Origin of the sequence: Clostridium sp. Marseille-P2415, from assembly GCF_900155545.1 — a bacterium.
In the GTDB taxonomy this organism is placed as follows: domain Bacteria; phylum Bacillota; class Clostridia; order Lachnospirales; family Lachnospiraceae; genus Lacrimispora.
This window is the reverse complement of sequence record NZ_LT732526.1, coordinates 3,416,058-3,432,375: the sequence shown is the minus strand read 5'-3', so window position 1 is coordinate 3,432,375 and position 16,318 is coordinate 3,416,058. Positions and strand designations below refer to the sequence as shown.

The following is a 16,318-nucleotide window of genomic DNA, read 5'->3' as shown; positions in this document are numbered from 1 at the left end:
AAAAAAATGGCAGTAAACTTAAGAGGCCGCAGCTTTTTAAAATTATTAGATTTTACATCGGAAGAAATCCGATATTTCATTGATCTTTCCAAGAACTTCAAGAACTTAAAAAGAACAAATACACCTCACAAATATCTTGAGGGAAAAAATATCGTTTTATTATTTGAAAAAACTTCTACAAGAACCAGATGTTCCTTTGAAGTAGCAGGCCATGATCTGGGCATGGGAGTCACTTATCTCGATCCGGGCAGTTCCCAGATGGGAAAGAAGGAAAGCATTGAAGATACTGCAAGGGTTCTTGGAAGGATGTATGACGGGATTGAATACCGCGGATACAGTCAGGAACTGGTTACCCGGCTATCTGAATATGCGGGAATTCCGGTCTGGAATGGTCTGACGGATCAGTTCCATCCAACCCAGATGCTTGCAGATCTTCTTACAATAGAAGAACATTTCGGTTACTTAAAGGGGATCAATTTCACCTTTATGGGGGATGCCAGAAATAATATGGGCAATTCCTTAATGGTGGCATGCGCGAAGATGGGGCTTAACTTTACCGCATGTGCGCCAAAAGATTTATGGCCGGCAAATGATCTGGTTTCCACCTGTATAGAGATCGCGGCAGAAAACGAATGCACGATCACATTAACAGAAGATGTGGAAGAAGGTACGAAAGGGGCGGACGTGATTTATACGGATATATGGGTGTCTATGGGGGAACCGGATGAGGTCTGGGAAAGCCGTATCAAATTGCTGAGTCCGTACCAGGTTAATGAAAAGGTAATGGGAAATGCAAAGGATCATGCTATTTTTATGCATTGTCTCCCGTCGTTCCACGATAGGAGCACAACCATTGGGGAAGATATTTACCAGAAATTTGGTTTGGCCGAAATGGAAGTAACAGACGAAGTTTTCGAGTCCAGATATTCAAAAGTATTTGAAGAGGCGGAGAACCGTATGCATACGATTAAAGCTGTTATGTATGCAACACTTTGCTAGAAAGGTCGGTCAGAGTGAAAAGAATAGTAATCGCACTTGGCGGTAATGCGCTTGGTAATACATCAGAAGAGCAGTTGGAACGCGTGAGAATAACGGCAAACGCAGTTGTTGACATAATAAAAGCAGGATACCAAGTTGTTGTGTGCCACGGAAACGGCCCTCAGGTAGGTATGATTCATCTGGCTTTTGAAAAGGGGCATGAAGACGGGATCGTACCGTATATGCAGCTTCCGGAGTGTACGGCAATGAGCCAGGGATATATCGGCTATCATTTACAGCAGGCAATCGACCAGGCATTGGTTAAGAATGATATCAACGATGTGGTGGTCATCACAATGCTGACACAGGTGGTCGTTGATCAGGCTGACCCTGCTTTCCTTAATCCGACGAAGCCGATCGGGGGATATTATGACGGGGAAGAAGCGAAACGTCTGATGGCTGAAACAGGACAGAAGTATGTGGAAGATTCCGGGCGCGGTTTTAGAAGGGTGGTTCCGTCACCGCAGCCGGTCAGCATTTACGAAAGGATATCCTTAAATACGTTAATGAATGCAAATCATGTGGTTATTGCCGGAGGAGGCGGCGGAATCCCGGTCGTTAAGGAAGAAAACGGTTCTTACCATGGGGTACCGGCAGTTGTTGATAAAGACCTGGCAGCGGAAAAATTAGCGGAATTGGTAAATGCGGATGCATTTGTTATTTTGACGGCAGTGGACCGGGTCTCTCTCCGTTTTGGAAAGCCGGATCAGGTGGATCTTGACCGGATAACATTGAAAGAAGCAGAGCGTTACGTTAAGGAAGGGCATTTTGCTGCCGGAAGCATGCTTCCCAAGGTAAAAGCTGCCATGAAGTTTATTGAAAAGAAAAACGATGGCGTATCCATCATATGCTCCCTGGAACGGGTGGCGGAAGCACTGGACGGGAAAACAGGAACCAGAATTGTCAGTAAATAATTGTCAGGAGATCATCCCATTTTATTTGTTTTCAGGTAAAATGGGATACCTTTTAACAATAGATGAATAAAACGGTGAATATTACCGCCTGAAACACTTATATACAAAGAATTATAAGAAGGTGCTACGCAAAGATCTGGAAGGATTTGATAAGATGAAGGAGTATATTGAACTGCAGACGCAGTTTTGCTCAAAAATTGATATTAAAAAAATATGTACGTTTGATTATGAAACAATTACGGAGGGAACTGCTCCGTTATACCACAAAAGTCCGCGTTTCATTTTGGTTAAAAAAGGAAAAGGTAAAATCGCAGCGGACCGGAACGAGTATGAATTAAAGGAAGGAGTATTGTTTTCCATATTGCCGTGGGAATGTACGCAGATCCTGGATATTGAGGAGCCTTTAAGCTTTGAGATCGTGAAGTATAACTATGATGTGGTGGCGGATACACTGAAATCTTCTTCCAGTATTAATGATAATGTATCCATATTAAAGAAGCTTGAGGAAACCTCATATGCATATCTTCAGGGTGATATAAAAAAAGAGGTGGAATATCTGTTTGGCAGGATCCAGGAAGAGGTTGGGGTGGAATCTGTTATGGATTTTCGGGAGCGCAGATCCTATCAGGAAATGAACATCATCATGCAGCTTTCCTCCCTGATCATAACGTTCTGCCGTACCATCATGGAGCAGAAGGCTCCAGCCTGTGTGAAATCAAAAGCATTTGATAACAGAATGCTGATTTTCCGGTACATTTATATGCATCTAAGTGAAAAAATGACATTAGAAAGGCTGTCAAAGCAGTTTTATTTAAGTAAGAACTCGGTCAGAATTTACATTTATGAAAAAACCGGACTTGCCTTTCCTGAGCTGGTGAATGAAATGCGGATCGTTAAGACGATCCATTATCTTCTATATACGGATTTGACATTGGAAGAGATCGCTGCGATCCTTGGCTATGTTGATGCAGCTCATATTTCAAAAGTATTTTCTTATCGAATGGAAAATAAAATCAGTGACTATCGCAAAACCTATCAGAAGGTGTTAAGCATAGCCGATATAGAAGAAAAAAAGCTGGCTTTTCAACTGGTTGAATATATTTCCAAAAACTTCAGGGAGGAAATCCAGGTTTTTGATGTTGCGGAGAAGTTTGGCATTTCCATTGAAGAGATGAATAAACATCTGATCATGCAGGTGGAAAACAATTTTTATGATTTTTTAAACAGGCTGCGGATCGATCACGCATGTGAGCTGCTGCTCTGTACGGATATGCCAATCACGGATATTGCCATTGAGTCAGGGTATAATACGGTAAAAACGTTTCGCAGGAATTTTATTCAGCGCAGGCATTTGCTGCCCAATGAGTTCCGGTTGAGCCATGCGAAGCTGATCAACTGATCATAGAAAGTAAAGAGGCGGTATGATGCAATATAACGACAATGAGTATGTTACATATGACAATTTGATAAAAATGAAATTTAAAGTAGGGAAAATCGTTGCATGCACCGAAGTGAACCATTCCCATAAGCTTTTATGTTTTTTGGTAGATTTGGGGAATGAACAGCGTCAGATTCTTTCCGGCATCAAAGAATTTTATAAAGCGGATGAGGTCATCGGAAAAAAAGTAATGATCCTTGATAATGTTAAATCCATGAAGATGGCCGGTCTAAGATCGGAAGGACTCCTTATGCTGGCGGAAGACCGCAACGGAAATCTGTCTTTGATGGTTCCGGACCGGGAGGTGGAACCAGGGGTTGAGATCGTTTGAAAAGCACTCGGCAGAAGGTGGGGACCATGATTGGTTTAGAGAAAGATAATATGAAAAGAAAACGCCATAAAGCGATTCTTGAACTGGTAGAAAACGAGTCAATCACGACCCAGACGATGTTAAAAGAACGTCTGGGCTTAAAGGGGATTGAGGTGACCCAGGCGACCTTATCCAGAGATATCCGGGAATTGAATTTAATTAAGGGTGCAAATGGCGAAGGCTATGTTCAGAGCAGGATCGTTCCCAGACATCAGATATCCCACAGGCTGTTCGTTCTCTTTACCATGGCAGTAAAAGAAGTGGAATATTCCGGGAATATTATAGTCATCACATGCGAGCCTGGAATGGCTGCATCGGTTTGTTCCATCATCGATGAGCTGGATTGGAATGAGATCGTTGGAACCATTGCCGGCAATAATACTATTTTTGTCATTACAAAAGAAGGTACCGCCCATCAGCTGGCAAAACAGTTTCAGGATATGGATCGTTGACTTTCGGGAAAAGGAAAGACTTCCACGCCCTTAAAAAGGAGGCTGGAAGTCTTTTTCGTGTATGAGCCGGAAGCATCAGGGAAACGGCGGTTTCTTTTAAGGATGATTCACCGGAAACTCAGGCTTTTCTCCATTTAAGACCCGCCAGATGTCTTTGGCAGCATACAATTCCATATTCTCCAGTGCCTGAACGGTGTTTGCGGCACTATGGGGCGAAAGAATGATATTGTCATATTGGAACAGTTCACTATCCACAGGAAGGGGTTCCTGTTCGAAAACATCCAGTCCGGCTCCTTTGATTTTATTTTCCTTAACAGCCTGTATTAAATCCGCTTCCTTTATGATTCCGCCCCGGGAAACATTGATGATATAAGCGGAGGGTTTCATGAAATCAAACTGGTCCTTGGAGACCATGTATCTGGTCTCTTCTGTCAGAGGCACATGAAGGGAAATAAAATCTGCTGTTTTATAAATCTCATTGCAGTCGGACACAAGCCGTATCTCAGCCGGCAGGTTTTCTTCGGTTAAACGGGGATCATAACCAATTACTTTCATTCCAAATCCGTGGACTGCCTTTTGTGCGACCAGGCGTCCGATGTTGCCGCAGCCGATCAGTCCCAGGGTCAGCCCCTGTAATTCTGTGTTAAATACCCGCTTTCTGACGGAAAAATCACCTTTATGGGCTGCGTTTGACATGATTTCGTAATTCTTGGCACAGGCCAGCATAAGTAAGATGGTCTGCTCGGCCACTGCGTTGGAATTGGCAGTTCCTGAATTGGTGATCTGGATCCCGATTTGTTCCGCATATATGGTATCAATGTGTTCAAATCCGGCACTGAAATTGGAAATCACCTTACAGTTCCTTAATCGGTCCAAAACGGCTTTGTCATATTTTATTTTGGAACCGGCACCTGCCAGAATTGCATCACAATCTTCCAGAAGAGGATCATTGGATGAAGCAGGAGCTCCCATGATGACTTCACAGCCTTTCTTTCGCAGGTATTCCACACCGGAGTTGGAAATGGCTTTTGGTATTAATACTTTGTACATTGTTTTCTCCTTTCAAAATTATTTCTGAGTGCAGCAGGCTGACAGGATATGTACTGAAATAGATACAGATATGCTATCACATCCATGACATATATGCAACATGCACCCATGATGGAAAGGAGATTAAAAGGTAATGCCGTTTTAAGAGATCAGGCACCTGCTATCTGATAACAATACTGTCCGGTTTTATCAATCCCATAGAAATCTGCAAAAGAAAGATGGAAGATATCTGTCTTTACAGAATCCAGAGGAATCTGGTTCTTTATTAAGTACTGATAGATGCCGCTGTAGTCTAAATCTCCCTGAATTAACAGGCTCTTTAGGCAGCCGTCATGGAGAATGGCTTTTTTATAACTTCGGGAATCCTCCCGGATGATGATTTCATCTCCGCCGGCCGCCATGCCGTCCCCCAGTGACAGGGTGGTCAGGCCGTAGAAGTTCATGGTATTTTTCATACCGTACTTATCCTCATAAGGTGTCGGGATCCCGCACATGTTGCAGGCGGCGGTATAACCCTGTTTCATGGCATTGGGCCAGATCCCGGAGATGCCGTTTACGTCTCCGGCGGCATATATATGGTCACAGGAGGTTTTCATAAAATCGTCTACTCTGATATAGCGGTCTATGAAAATGCCGCTGTCCGCGGCACAGGAGACAGCAGGGCGGACTCCTGCGGCAACAACGATCATGTCGCACTCAATGATGGTTCCGTCATCAAACAGGACGGAAGTAATACGATCGGTTTCCGGCATGGCGGTTAAGACGGCTTTTTTTCCAAGCAGAAATTTGCAGCCGTGCTGTTCAAATAATTTCTGATATGCGTTTCCTGCTGTTTCGTCCAGCTGTTTCGGCAAAATCCGGTCTGCCATTTCCACGACCGTCACATCCTTATCCTGTTCCAGAAAACCATAAGCAGCATCCATTCCCACCAGGCCGGAACCGAAAATCAGGATCCGGTCCGCTTTTTCTGCAAATGCCCTGATCTTTTGGGCATCGCTTAAATTCCGCAGTCCAAAGACATTTTTGGCCTCTTTAAAATTCATGATGGGAGGAAATACGCTGTGAGCACCGGTGGCGATGAGGAGGCGGTCATAGGAAATTCTTGTCCGGTCGTCTAATTCTACTTCCTGCTTTGCCGTATCAATGTGAATGACTTCCCGGTTTTTTATCCAGGTAATATCAGCGGCTTCAAAAAAATCGTCTGGTACAAAGGAAAGTGTCTCTTCGCTTCGTTCGCGGCTTAAATATTTGTGAAGCATGCAACGGGAATGAACATGATCATCAACGGATATCATGATGATCCGTGCATCCGGCTCTAATTCGCGGATGGTTTTGGCAGCCATAATGCCGGCTGCTCCCACACCTATTATCACATGAGTCATCTTGATACCTCCTCAACATAAATTGCTTTGGTCGGGCACGCTTTTACGCAGCTGGGTCCGTCTTCCCGGCCGGAGCAGAAATCGCATTTGATCACCCTGGTTTTTGTTCTGGTGTCTGCTTTCAGCACGCCGTAAGGGCAGTTCATAACACACATGAAGCAGGAACCGCATTTTTCTTCGTCATAAAGGACAAGCCCGCTTTTCCTGTCCTTTTTAAGGGCTCCGCTCATGCAGGACATGACGCACTCCGGCTGGTCGCAGTGACGGCAGAAGATGGGAATATAGGTGCCGTCTTTTCTATTAATAATGTGATTCCGGGATTCATTGTCAGGATCTGTCAAATCCAGATCATAGATGGTTCCGGCATCTTTTCTGTGAGCCTGCATACAGGCTACAAAACAATTCTTGCATCCGTCGCATTTGGTTTCATCAATGAATATTCGTTTCATATGCCGCCCTCCTATATATTAAGACCAGTGCGTTTCTCCATAATGATCTTTTCCAGTATATTGGCACTTTCCACTGCATCCGAATTGATAATTACCTGTCCGCCGGTTAAATTCTTCATGCCTTCCGTTAACACCTTAACCGCAACCTTGCTTCCGGTCACAAATGGAGGCAGGCCTAAATGGAGGGGCAAACCAAGGGATAATCCAAAGCATCCGTCTGCCAGGGCCTGTTCCTCCAGCCACTGTGCGGCAGAAAGGACCAGCGGTAACTGAGGCAGGTCGATTCCAAGCTCCCCGGCAATTTCCGTTGCCACGATTTCCAGACGTCCGATTGCCAGACAGGGACCGAAATTGAGGACCGGCGGGATGCCTAATTTCTTGCAGACTTCTTTCAGCTTTGGCCCTGCTGATTCCGCTGCTTCCGGAGTCATCAGACCGCAGTTTTCAATGCCGCCGGAAGAGCATCCGGCTGTCAGCACAATGATGTCCTTTGCAATCAGTTCTTTTGTAAGCTCGACCGTCAGCACGTCATGCCCCCCGGCTGTTAAGTTGGAACAGCCTACCACGCCTGCGATCCCCTTGATGTCGCCGGAAATGATGAGATCAATGAGGGGCTTTAAACTTCCGCCTAAGAAGTCTTTTAAGGAACCTTCGCTGACACCGGTAAGGGTATTGTCATATCCGTGTTCCGGCAAAAGGTTCATGGGAACCGCACCGCGCCGTTCCCGATAGGCTTTGATCACCTTATCGATAATTATGCTGCTCTGCTCTTCCCGGCGGTCAAAATCAAATTTCATGAGTTCGGCATTGGACTTCTTGGCTACATCGTCCAGGCAGATCTGCTTGATCTTTAATTCCTCACAAATCGGCTCAATTCCCGGCAGGGTGCAGTTGAATTCAGAAAGAACGGCATCAATGGCACCGGTTGCCAGGATCGCTTCACTGGTATAGTTATTTCCTGCATGGCCGTCAAAGACCTGGGTATAATGAGCGCCTCTCAGCTGCAGATCCTGGCCCACACAGGTACAACCCACTAATTTAAATCCCCTGGCACCAACTGCCTTTGCCTTTGCAATGGCTTCCGGAGAAATGAGTTTTTCCTGTAAATCAACAAAAATGGTGTGCTGATGGCCTGTGATCATGATATTGATGTAATCCGGGTCAATGACGCGGAGACCGACAGGAGCCATGCGAAGCTTTGGCTGTCCAAGCAGTACATCATTAAGAAGATTTGTCAGGGTCAGGCCGTAAATACCGGTAGAGATTCCCAGCTTCAGACAGTCTACTAACATGTCAAGGGGATCGGAGTTTAAGTTGGTGGAGCATTTAACAACGCCTTTGAACACTTCAGATTTGGCTCCGCCGGGCATGATGCCCAGTTCCCTCCAGCGTTTGACACGGGGAGCGTAAGCGACTTTTTCGGTCAGCTCCATTTCAACATATTCCGGCTTATATAAATCCGCTAATACGGCATCCGCGACCATTTCCGCTTTTTTATAGACATCACTCTCTTCAATGCCGAAGAGGTCAGCCAGGTGGTTTAAGGATTCCAGTCCCTTTAATTCTCCCCTGGCCTTAGCCGTATTTTTTAAGTTCAAGGCAGTATTTTCCACAATGTGTATGTAACAGCCGCTTCCTGAGGCAATAGCCCTTAAAAAGTTTCTGGTTACAATGGTGTCTGCATTGGCACCGCAGATTCCCCGGGGAGAATCAGGTGTGATGCGGCAGGGGCCGTTGGCACAGAGCCTGCAGCAGACTCCCTGCAGTCCAAAGCCGCATTTTGTACGCTGCTTCTCCACACGATGGTGGGATGTCTCCATTGGTAATGACAGAATAAATTTTTCCAAAGGCTTGTCGGCACTCTGGCAGGTATTGCACCCATAACATTGGTTCATTGTTTTTCCTCCTTTTAATACTATACTATTTTAGTCCAGATTAAATGAAAAAATTATCCATGCAGAATTTTTGCCAAAGAACATTCCTTAAGCTCCTGGTTCAGTATATTCTGGATCCGGCAGAATTCCCGGTGAACAAGGCAGGGAGCTTTGGGTGAATTGACGGAACATTCATAGCCGGACTGCATGCATTCAATCAGCAGCAGCTTGGGATCTATGACGGTCAGGATATCGTATAGGGTTGTGTTTTCCAAATCACAATTCAGAGCATAGCCGCCCGTACTACCGCGGTAACTTTTAATAAATCCCGCTTTTTCCAGCTTCCTTGCGATTTTGTAGGCGATGGCAGAGGTTATCTGCTCCTGCTCACAAATCGTTTGAATGTTTGCAATTTCGCCGGAGGCCAGTGCTCTTATGATTCGTATTGCATAGTCGCATTCTCTGGTAATCAGCATGTAACACCTCCATGTCATAAGATTAGCATACTGAACTTAATTGGTCAAGATTTATCATTAAAATAATTTGACCTTGTCAAGCAGCGAAGCGGATTGCGGATATCCGCTTTGACATATACTCCGGCGGGGTGTGAAAGAACTGTGAACTCTTTATTATTTCAAGTTTTTTTAAGGTTAGTTCTGTATAATCCTGGTAAAGAAACAGAAAAAAACAGGTAAGGAGGCTTTTTATGAGCGGATATCAAATGACTTTTGAGCGTTTCGAAATAAAGTATCTGTTAGATCCGGTACAGGTTCGGGAGCTTAAGAAAAAGCTGGAGGGGAAGATGGTCACAGACCGGTACGGCAAGTCTGTCATCTGCAACATTTATTTTGATACCCCGGATTCCAGGCTGATCCGGGAATCTTTGGAAAAACCGGTTTATAAGGAGAAACTCAGGTTAAGAAGCTATGGTATGCCGAAGGAAGACGGATCTGTATTTCTGGAACTGAAGAAGAAATACAAAGGAATTGTTTACAAACGCCGTGAGGTCATGAGCCTGGCGGAAGCAGAGGAGTATTTGTACCGCCGGGGAAGGCTGGAAAGAGACAGCCAGGTCCTCCATGAGATCGACTGGTTTCTGGATTATTATAAGCAGGTGGTTCCGGCTATGTATATCTCTTATGACCGGACAGCCATGTACGGCGTGGAAGAGGAAGCGCTTCGGCTAACCCTTGACGGGAATATCCTGTGGAGAGATGAGGAATTAAGCCTGGATCAGGGTTCCTGGGGGCAGCCCCTTCTGGAAACGGGCTGGTGCCTGATGGAAATCAAGATTGCGGGCGCCATGCCTGTGTGGCTTGGACATATCCTGGATGAGCTTCGGATCTATCCGGCCTCCTTTTCCAAATACGGCCGGGCCTATGAGAGGCAGACTAAGATGAAATTACAGAATAAAGGAGGAGAGAATTGTGCCTAATACATGGTTTCAATCAATTTTAACAGCGGATACAACTGCAACTTTTTCGGTGGGCACCTATCTGGCCTGCATGGCCGTTTCCGTGGTCCTGGGGCTGATCATCGCCGGGGTGTTCATGTACCGGAATACCTACACCAAGGGCTTCGTAGTGACACTGGCCCTTATGCCTGCCATTGTGCAGATGGTGATCATGCTGGTTAACGGCAATCTGGGAGCCGGAGTGGCGGTCATGGGAGCTTTTTCCCTGGTGCGTTTCCGTTCGGTTCCGGGAAGGGCAGAGGAGATCAGCAGCATTTTTCAGGCCATGGCAGTAGGACTTGCCACCGGAATGGGATACATAGGAATCGCCGTTCTCTTCGTTGCAATTATAGGGGGAGCCGGCATTCTCCTTACTTCCAGCCGGTTTGGCCGGCAGAAAACAGAGATCCGGGCGCTTCGCATCACCATACCCGAGTCACTGGACTACACCAGTGTGTTTGATGAAATTTTTAAACAGTATTTAAAGAAATGGGATTTAAAGCAGGTAAAGACCACCAATATGGGAAGCCTTTATAAGCTGGATTATGAAGTGGCGCTTAAAAACACCGGGGAAGAGAAAAAAATGATCAATGATCTAAGGTGCCGCAACGGCAATCTGGAAATCTTTTTCGGCAGACCGGTAATCGGTAAGGAGGAGTTGTAATGACCAGAAAACAATTAAAAAAAGGCAGGACTGCGGCCATACTCATGGCGGTCATGCTTGCCATGACAGGAGCATCCGGCTGCGGGAGCCGGAGCAGTTCCCAGACCGGCACATCTTCGTCTGCTGCGGAGAGCGGGGAAAAGGCGACTGATTCTCAGGCTGGGGAGTCCACTTCGGCCGTGGATACGGAATTTACGGACCGGGACAAAGACGGAAGCTATTCGGAAAGCGATGCGGTCAGGATTAATTTGAATGGGAGCCAGGCAGAAGCAGAGGGAAAGAATGTAAGTGTCTCCGGGAGCACGGTGACCATAAGCGGGGAAGGGACTTATCTCGTAACCGGTACGCTGGAAAACGGCCGGATCATCGTAGATGCGGCGGATACGGATAAGGTCCAAATCGTGTTAAAGGATGCAGACATCCATTGTGAAACCAGTGCGGCAATCTATGTGAAAGAGGCGGATAAGGCTTTTATCACCCTGGCAGAAGGGAGTTCCAATAAGCTGAGCGGCGGTGCGGAATATACGGATACGGATGACAATACGGTGGATGGCGTTATATTCAGCAAGGCCGACTTAACCGTAAATGGAAGCGGAAATCTGGAGATTGATGCGGATTATAAGCATGGGATCGTGTCAAAGGATACTCTGGCTGTTACAGGCGGGACGATTACAGTTGATGCAGTATCCCAGTGCCTGTCGGGAAAGGATGGGATAAAGATCCTTGACGGGACTTTCCTTTTAACGGCTCAGGGAAAGGCTGTAAAATCAGACAACGCGGATGATACCACACTCGGCAATATTTATGTGGCAGGGGGCGTTTTTACGGTCAAATCGGAAGATGATGCCTTTCATGCCGGCGGAAGCATCCGGGTCGACGGCGGGACTTTTACCGTGGAAAGCGGTGACGATGCGTTCCATGGGGACCAGGATGTTACGGTAAATGGCGGAACGCTGTCGGTAAAGAAATCCAATGAAGGGATTGAAGGCTGCCGCGTTACCATAAACGGAGGCGACATTTCCATTACCGCCGAGGATGATGGGGTAAACGCCGCAAATCCAAACTCCTCCAATGATCCGGATGCCCGGGACGGCGGCCAGGAAGGCAGACAAAAAGGCATGCCGCCGGAAGGCCAGATGCCTGAAAGGGGAAACAGCACTGAGGATGGCCGGACCCGGACAGACATTCCGCAGCCGCAAGAAGGCACGAACGGGGAAACAGCTTCGGAAGGCGGCCCCAGACCGGGCGGAATGGGCGGCGGAGGTTCCATGGAAAATGATGCCAATGCGTATGTAAAGATAACCGGAGGCACCCTTACGGTAGACGCCGGAGGAGATGGACTGGATTCCAACGGAAGCCTGTTTATATCCGGAGGAACGGTTTATGTGAGCGGTTCGGTAAACGGCGGAAACAGCGCGATCGACTACAACGGCGACGGAATCATAACCGGCGGCATGGTGATTGCGGCAGGAAGTTCCGGAATGGCCCAGGGGTTTGGCGATTCCTCTTCCCAGTATTCCATTTTGCAGAACTTAACCGGAGAACAGGAAGCAGGAAACGCCATAACGCTTACTGACGAGGACGGAAATGTGCTGATCAGCTGGACACCGCAGAAACGGTATTCTTCCGTGGTGGTAAGCTGCCCTGAGCTGCAGAAAAGCGGGATCTACACCCTTACAGCGGGATCAGAAAGCGCAGAACTGACTCTGGAATCCGTGGTGACCTCCAATTCTGTCCCCGGGCAGGGAGGTCCCGGCGGCATGGGACCGGGAACCGGCCGCTAATCCTCCGGATATATCAGATGCTCGTCATCAATTCCATACAGTATGGAATCGAGGAATTTTCTGGCCAGGTATTTTGCCATCCCTAAATTCATATCCAGATAATTCCCGCAGTCCCTGGCAGCGGCACCGGGTACCTCCCCTTCAAAATCCCGGATGAATTCGTACATCTCCGTGATCAGCGGAACAATGTCCCTGGATTTGTAATTGCCGGACAGCAGCAGATAAAAGCCGGTGCGGCAGCCCATGGGGCCGAAGTAAAGAACCCGGGAAGCATAGGATTCGTGGTTACGTAAGAAGGTGGCTCCCAGATGCTCAATGGTGTGGATTTCCGCAGTATTCATGACCGGCTCGAAGTTGGGGCGGGTCATGCGGATGTCAAATGTGGTGATGACAGAGTCCCCGGCCTGGTCTTTACGGGAGACATAAATGCCAGGCAGAAGTTTCAGATGGTTGATGGTAAAGCTCGTGATTTTTTCCATTGTTATCATGTCCTTTCTTGTCATGGTTGCTTTCGGTTTACGGGTTCCTCATCTCATGGAAAAATTATAATAAAAAATCCGGTTCCGTGCAATAGGCAACATAGATATAAATGGCAGAAACAGCAAAGTAAAATCATTCATTAAAGTCCATTCCCGCTTCATACCATAGTAGGAGAAACGGGAAGGAGCGTCAGCATGGAAGAATGGTTTCGTTTATCAGAGGAGGAGGTCCTGGTACGGCTGAATGCGGGCCGGAATGGACTGGATCCCAGAGAAATCCTGAGGCGCAGGCAGGTCTATGGTCCGAATATGCTTAAAAAGGCGGAACGGAAAAGCGCTCTCCAGGTATTTTTGGACCAGTTTAAAGATTTATTGGTCATCATCCTGATTATAGCAGCGGTTATCTCTATGATATCCGGTGATGTGGAAAGCACGGCCGTTATATTTGCAGTGCTTCTGCTAAATGCAGTTTTAGGAACCGTGGAGCATCAAAAGGCAGAAAAGTCCCTGGACAGCTTAATGGCTTTGTCGGCACCTGTTGCAAAGGTGATCCGGGAAGGCCGGAATCAGGAAATCCTGTCTGCACAAATCGTACCGGGAGATATCCTGCTTTTGGAAGCAGGGGATATGGTGGCGGCGGATGGCCGGATTCTGGAAAATTATTCCCTTCTGGTCAATGAAAGCTCTCTGACCGGAGAGTCGGTCAATGTGGAGAAAAGGACCGGAAAAATCGAGGAAGAAAAGGTACCTTTGGCGGAGCAGGTGAATATGGTATTTTCCGGCTCTCTGGTGGCAGCCGGAAGGGCAAAAGTGCTGGTAACGGGGACCGGTATGAATACGGAGATCGGCCGGATCGCTTCGCTGATGAATGACGCGGGAGAAAAAAAGACGCCTCTCCAGGTGAGCCTGGATCAGTTCGGAAGCAGGCTGGCAGCAGGGATCCTTTTTGTCTGTGCCGTGGTTTTCGGCCTCAGCATTTACCGACGGATGCCGGTTTTGGATTCTCTGATGTTTGCCGTGGCGCTGGCAGTTGCCGCGATTCCCGAGGCATTAAGCTCCATTGTCACCATTGTGCAGGCCATGGGCACACAGAAAATGGCAGGGGAAAACGCGATCATAAAGGATTTGAAGGCTGTTGAGAGCCTTGGCTGTGTCTCGGTCATCTGTTCCGATAAGACGGGGACCCTTACCCAGAACCGGATGACCGTACAGCAGGTTTATGTTAACAACCGCCTGTATCCCCCGGAGCTTTTAAATCCGGAGATTCCAGTACATAAATATCTATTGTATGATGCTGTTTTAAATAATGACTCCGCCTATGTGGAAGGAAAGCTTATGGGGGACCCAACGGAAGCCGCGCTGGTCCAGATGGCAGAGCGGTCCGGTCTGGAAGAGGATGCCATGAAGTCATACTATCCCAGGGTCGGAGAGCTTCCTTTTGATTCAAAACGAAAGCTTATGAGCACCCTGCACCGGATCGAAGGAAAGCGGCTCCTGTTTACCAAGGGAGCGGTGGATGTGCTGCTTCCAAGGATTACCCATGTCTGGACCGGAGAAGGGATCCGGGCTGTAAGGGATGGGGACCGGCAGGCCATGATGGAACAGAACATGGAGTTTTCCAGGCAGGGCCTTCGCGTCCTCACCTTTGCGTGCCGGGACTTGAAGGAGGATGAAGAACTGACGGAGAGGTCGGAATCCGGGTATACCTTCCTCGGAATGATCGCCATGATGGACCCTCCCCGCCCGGAGTCAAGAAACGCGGTCCTAAACGCCCGCAGAGCGGGGATACGGACGGTCATGATAACAGGGGACCATAAAATCACAGCCTCTTCCATAGCGGAGAAGATCGGCATCCTGGGCGAGGGGGACTTAGCGGTCAGCGGGCCGGAGCTTGACGATATGCCGGAAGAAGAGCTGGGCCACAGGCTGGAGCGCATCAGCGTCTATGCCCGGGTTTCGCCGGAGCACAAGATCCGGATCGTGCGTTCCTGGCAGAAAAAGGGCCATATTGTGGCCATGACCGGGGACGGCGTTAACGATGCTCCGGCCTTAAAACAGGCCGATATCGGTGTCGCCATGGGGAAAATGGGGACAGAAGTGTCAAAGGATGCATCTGCCATGATTCTTACGGATGATAACTTTGCAACCATCATCAAAGCAGTAGCCAACGGCCGTAACGTTTACCGGAATATCCGGAATGCCATTAAATTTCTTTTGTCCGGGAATATGGCAGGGATCCTGTGTGTATTGTATACGTCCTTCCGGGCCCTTCCAACCCCGTTTGCGCCGGTACATCTGCTGTTTATCAACCTCCTGACCGATTCCCTGCCGGCCATTGCCATCGGCATGGAAAAGGCGGAAGCCGACCTCCTGGCGCAAAAGCCCAGAAACCCCAAAGAAGGGATATTAACAAAGCGTTTTGTCCTTCAGATTCTTCTTCAGGGTGCTCTGATCGCCGCATGCACCATGACCTCCTATCACACCGGCCTGGTTACGGGGAGCGAGCAGGCAGCCAGCACCATGGCGTTTTCCACCCTGACTCTGGCAAGACTGTTTCATGGCTTTAATTGCCGGAGCAGCCACTCCATATTAAAGATCGGCCTTCGAAGCAATTTATGGAGTATTATGGCCTTTGAGGCCGGAGCGGTTCTTCTGGGGGCAGTGCTGTTCATACCGGGGCTTCATACCTTTTTTTATGTGGCGGATTTAACGGCAAGGCAGTTTGTCACCATATTTATTTTTGCATTCGTTCCGACACTCGCGATCCAGGCATTTAAGACGGTGAGAGAGAGCCTCCATTGAGAAAATAATCCCTTCGAAATCTTGACATACCTTATGCATCATGGTACTATAAAGTATACAAAAATAGATAGCCTAAGAGATGACAGAGCCAGGTGATGAGTGCGGGAAACCGTTCATTTACGAGGCTCTTTCTTTATCCCTTGAGAAATATTTAACAAGCAGCGGGGAA

Annotated in this window: 15 protein-coding genes; 9 read left to right on the top strand and 6 right to left on the bottom strand. The window is 47.7% G+C overall.

The features are described from left to right. The first annotated feature begins 6 nt into the window (after positions 1 to 6). The 5 genes from argF to BQ9856_RS20625 all read left to right on the top strand — a co-directional run bounded on the left by argF (position 7) and on the right by BQ9856_RS20625 (position 4,212). A complete protein-coding gene (gene argF / locus BQ9856_RS20645; protein ID WP_077612685.1) occupies positions 7 to 999 on the top strand; it encodes an ornithine carbamoyltransferase in 993 nt (330 codons plus the stop codon). A 14-nt stretch (positions 1,000 to 1,013) separates the two neighbouring features. Next, entirely contained in the window at positions 1,014 to 1,952 is a 939-nt protein-coding gene (gene arcC / locus BQ9856_RS20640; RefSeq protein WP_077612684.1) for a carbamate kinase, read from the top strand. A gap of 154 nt (positions 1,953 to 2,106) precedes the next feature. Continuing rightward, positions 2,107 to 3,351 carry an AraC family transcriptional regulator gene (locus tag BQ9856_RS20635; RefSeq protein WP_077612683.1) on the top strand — a complete coding sequence of 415 codons (1,245 nt, stop codon included), beginning with the start codon at positions 2,107 to 2,109 and terminating at the stop codon, positions 3,349 to 3,351. Between the two features lie 22 nt (positions 3,352 to 3,373). Next, positions 3,374 to 3,721 (top strand): hypothetical protein, encoded by a 348-nt coding sequence (locus BQ9856_RS20630; RefSeq protein WP_077612682.1) that lies wholly within the window; start codon positions 3,374 to 3,376, stop codon positions 3,719 to 3,721. Between the two features lie 26 nt (positions 3,722 to 3,747). Then, positions 3,748 to 4,212: an arginine repressor gene (locus tag BQ9856_RS20625; RefSeq protein ID WP_077612681.1), complete on the top strand. Its 465-nt coding sequence runs from the start codon at positions 3,748 to 3,750 to the stop codon at positions 4,210 to 4,212. A gap of 96 nt (positions 4,213 to 4,308) precedes the next feature. Here BQ9856_RS20625 and BQ9856_RS20620 read toward each other — a convergent pair whose 3' ends face one another. The 5 genes from BQ9856_RS20620 to BQ9856_RS20600 all read right to left on the bottom strand — a co-directional run bounded on the left by BQ9856_RS20620 (position 4,309) and on the right by BQ9856_RS20600 (position 9,443). Next, positions 4,309 to 5,262, bottom strand: coding sequence for a hydroxyacid dehydrogenase (locus tag BQ9856_RS20620; RefSeq protein ID WP_077612680.1), 954 nt, complete (start codon positions 5,260 to 5,262; stop codon positions 4,309 to 4,311). A gap of 149 nt (positions 5,263 to 5,411) precedes the next feature. Next, a complete protein-coding gene (locus tag BQ9856_RS20615; protein ID WP_077612679.1) occupies positions 5,412 to 6,644 on the bottom strand; it encodes an NAD(P)/FAD-dependent oxidoreductase in 1,233 nt (410 codons plus the stop codon). Continuing rightward, on the bottom strand, positions 6,641 to 7,093 hold the full coding sequence (locus tag BQ9856_RS20610; protein ID WP_077612678.1) for a 4Fe-4S dicluster domain-containing protein: 453 nt from the start codon (positions 7,091 to 7,093) through the stop codon (positions 6,641 to 6,643). Before BQ9856_RS20610 ends, BQ9856_RS20615 begins: the two co-directional genes overlap by 4 nt. 11 nt (positions 7,094 to 7,104) lie before the next feature. Beyond that, on the bottom strand, positions 7,105 to 8,988 hold the full coding sequence (cooS, locus tag BQ9856_RS20605; RefSeq protein ID WP_077612677.1) for an anaerobic carbon-monoxide dehydrogenase catalytic subunit: 1,884 nt from the start codon (positions 8,986 to 8,988) through the stop codon (positions 7,105 to 7,107). A 53-nt stretch (positions 8,989 to 9,041) separates the two neighbouring features. After that, the gene (locus BQ9856_RS20600; protein ID WP_077612676.1) at positions 9,042 to 9,443 is read right to left on the bottom strand and encodes an RrF2 family transcriptional regulator; all 402 of its coding nucleotides are present in this window, start codon (positions 9,441 to 9,443) and stop codon (positions 9,042 to 9,044) included. 230 nt (positions 9,444 to 9,673) lie between these two features. On the opposite strand from BQ9856_RS20600, the gene BQ9856_RS20595 reads away from it, so the two are divergent. Genes BQ9856_RS20595 through BQ9856_RS20585 form a run of 3 tightly spaced genes read left to right on the top strand, consistent with a single transcriptional unit; the run spans position 9,674 to position 12,868 of the window. Then, a complete protein-coding gene (locus BQ9856_RS20595) occupies positions 9,674 to 10,402 on the top strand; it encodes a polyphosphate polymerase domain-containing protein (protein WP_077612675.1) in 729 nt (242 codons plus the stop codon). Continuing rightward, on the top strand, positions 10,395 to 11,084 hold the full coding sequence (locus BQ9856_RS20590) for a DUF4956 domain-containing protein (protein ID WP_077612674.1): 690 nt from the start codon (positions 10,395 to 10,397) through the stop codon (positions 11,082 to 11,084). The genes BQ9856_RS20595 and BQ9856_RS20590 overlap by 8 nt, the downstream gene beginning before the upstream one ends. Further along, positions 11,084 to 12,868: a carbohydrate-binding domain-containing protein gene (locus tag BQ9856_RS20585; RefSeq protein ID WP_077612673.1), complete on the top strand. Its 1,785-nt coding sequence runs from the start codon at positions 11,084 to 11,086 to the stop codon at positions 12,866 to 12,868. The genes BQ9856_RS20590 and BQ9856_RS20585 overlap by 1 nt, the downstream gene beginning before the upstream one ends. On the opposite strand, the gene BQ9856_RS20580 is transcribed toward BQ9856_RS20585, so the two are convergent. Then, entirely contained in the window at positions 12,865 to 13,347 is a 483-nt protein-coding gene (locus BQ9856_RS20580; protein ID WP_077613479.1) for an S-ribosylhomocysteine lyase, read from the bottom strand. The two genes, BQ9856_RS20585 and BQ9856_RS20580, sit on opposite strands and share 4 nt — an antisense overlap. A gap of 195 nt (positions 13,348 to 13,542) precedes the next feature. On the opposite strand from BQ9856_RS20580, the gene BQ9856_RS20575 reads away from it, so the two are divergent. Beyond that, positions 13,543 to 16,149: a cation-translocating P-type ATPase gene (locus tag BQ9856_RS20575; RefSeq protein ID WP_077612672.1), complete on the top strand. Its 2,607-nt coding sequence runs from the start codon at positions 13,543 to 13,545 to the stop codon at positions 16,147 to 16,149. The last annotated feature ends 169 nt before the right edge of the window (positions 16,150 to 16,318 follow it).